This is a genomic window from Rhodococcus sp. R1101, assembly GCF_000278445.1.
GTDB lineage: Bacteria > Actinomycetota > Actinomycetes > Mycobacteriales > Mycobacteriaceae > Rhodococcus > Rhodococcus gordoniae.
Map to the genome: position 1 here is coordinate 1 of NZ_AJVB01000680.1, position 1,555 is coordinate 1,555.

General features: G+C 68.0%; 2 protein-coding genes and 1 pseudogene. 1 reads left to right on the forward strand and 2 read right to left on the reverse strand.

The window, feature by feature from the left end; translation table 11 throughout:
• Together R1101_RS28360 and R1101_RS0123145 are read right to left on the reverse strand one after the other, a co-directional pair.
• The coding region (locus tag R1101_RS28360) for an LpxL/LpxP family acyltransferase (RefSeq protein ID WP_037224859.1) at nt 1-419 on the reverse strand (419 nt) is incomplete at its 3' end.
• A gap of 71 nt (nt 420-490) precedes the next feature.
• Nucleotides 491-1,195, reverse strand: coding sequence for a phosphatase PAP2 family protein (locus R1101_RS0123145; protein ID WP_232284818.1), 705 nt, complete (start codon nt 1,193-1,195; stop codon nt 491-493).
• 129 nt (nt 1,196-1,324) lie between these two features.
• On the opposite strand from R1101_RS0123145, the pseudogene R1101_RS0123150 reads away from it, so the two are divergent.
• A pseudogene (locus tag R1101_RS0123150) lies at nt 1,325-1,555 on the forward strand (hypothetical protein); the annotation flags it as partial.

The following is a 1,555-nucleotide window of genomic DNA, read 5'->3' on the forward strand; positions in this document are numbered from 1 at the left end:
GGCGTGCCGATCCGCTGTACGATCCACACTCCCGCCAGGTCCCAGTTGCCGCTGTGCGGAAGCGCCAATACAGCTCCGCGCCCACGCGCGACGGCCTCGTGGATGTGTTCGAGTCCGGTCGCCGCGGAGTCGATGGTCTCGGCCAGCCGTACCGGGTCCATCGACGGCAACCGGAATGCCTCACACCAATACCGCGCGTAGGAACGCAGACTCGCGCGCACGAGTTCGTCGGGCACCCGATCCGGAGTAGTGGACAACACCCGGGCAAGGTTGCGTCGTAGTTGGATCGGCCCACCGTCTCGCGCCGCACGGTCCGCGGCCATCTCGAACAGGCGGTTCGCCGGCTTCTCCGGAAGCGCGCATACCGCCCGCCACCCCGCTGCATACCCGAGATCCCGGATCCGGTCCCCGGTACTCATCGAGCACCGCCGCCGCGAAAGCCGACAATGATGCCCATGACGGCCTCCCGGTCCGGACTGTGTACCTTCAGTCAACGCCCTGGGCTCACCCGCTGTCCAGACCCGTCCCCGTTCGACCGGGCCTCGCGCGACAGGATGGGAAGTCGCGACGCGAAGGGCAGAAGCACCGCGACGACGAGCGACACGACCAGTACACCGAGCGCCATGCCCGACAGCACGTCGTGCACGTAGTGCACCCCTACCGTCACCCGGGAGAACGCGAGCACCGCCGCGAGCGGCGCGACCAGCCAGATCAGGCGCGGAGCCGCAAGCACACACGCGGTCGCGAACGAGGCGGCGATGACGGAATGGTTGGACGGCCAGGACCAGTCGCCCACCTCGGGACACTCCAGTACCGTCGCGATGCCGAGCGCGCGACACGGTCGCGGCTCCGTCACCAGCAGTTTGACGAGTTCGCTCGACAGGTAGGCACCCACCACTCCGAGACCGCCGACGGCGAGGGCGCCGAAGCCCCGGCGGTCGTTCCGCCACAACCATGCCGCCAGGACACCGGTGAAGGCGACGAGGACGAGCAGCCCCTTGTCGGCGACGAGACCCGCGAGCGGTCCGAGAAACGATCCCTCGACGGTCTGGGCGACGGACAGGTACAGGCGATCGCGGATCGGCACCGTCGCTGCCGCGAGCAGAGTCAGCACGAGTGCGACCCCCACAGCAGGGATGAACATCGAGCGGACCAACCGCGAGGATACAGGAGGTGAACTCTCGGTGACGACCATGACCGAATACGCTAGCGCGCGCTCTCTCCTGTGCGCAGACCCGCAGGTAGCGGCATATGGGCGGAGCGGTCACCGGGCAGCCTTCGAGCCCTCCGTCGATGCCGATTCGAAGGAACTAGGCTCACTCCTGTGTGGCGAACCTGGATCCTGGCTGCGGCGATGGTGGCCGTTGCGTCCGTCGTTCTGCTCACCGGCGCATTCGACGTGACCTCGGTGGTGACGTCGGTATTGCTGCTCGCGATGGCGTGGGTCGCCTCTCCCCTGTTCTTCCCCCATCATGTCGACGACGCGACCGCTCGTCGCGACGCAGTGGCCCGCGGCGTTCCCGTGGTCTACTGGCGCCCGGGCTGCACCTTCTGC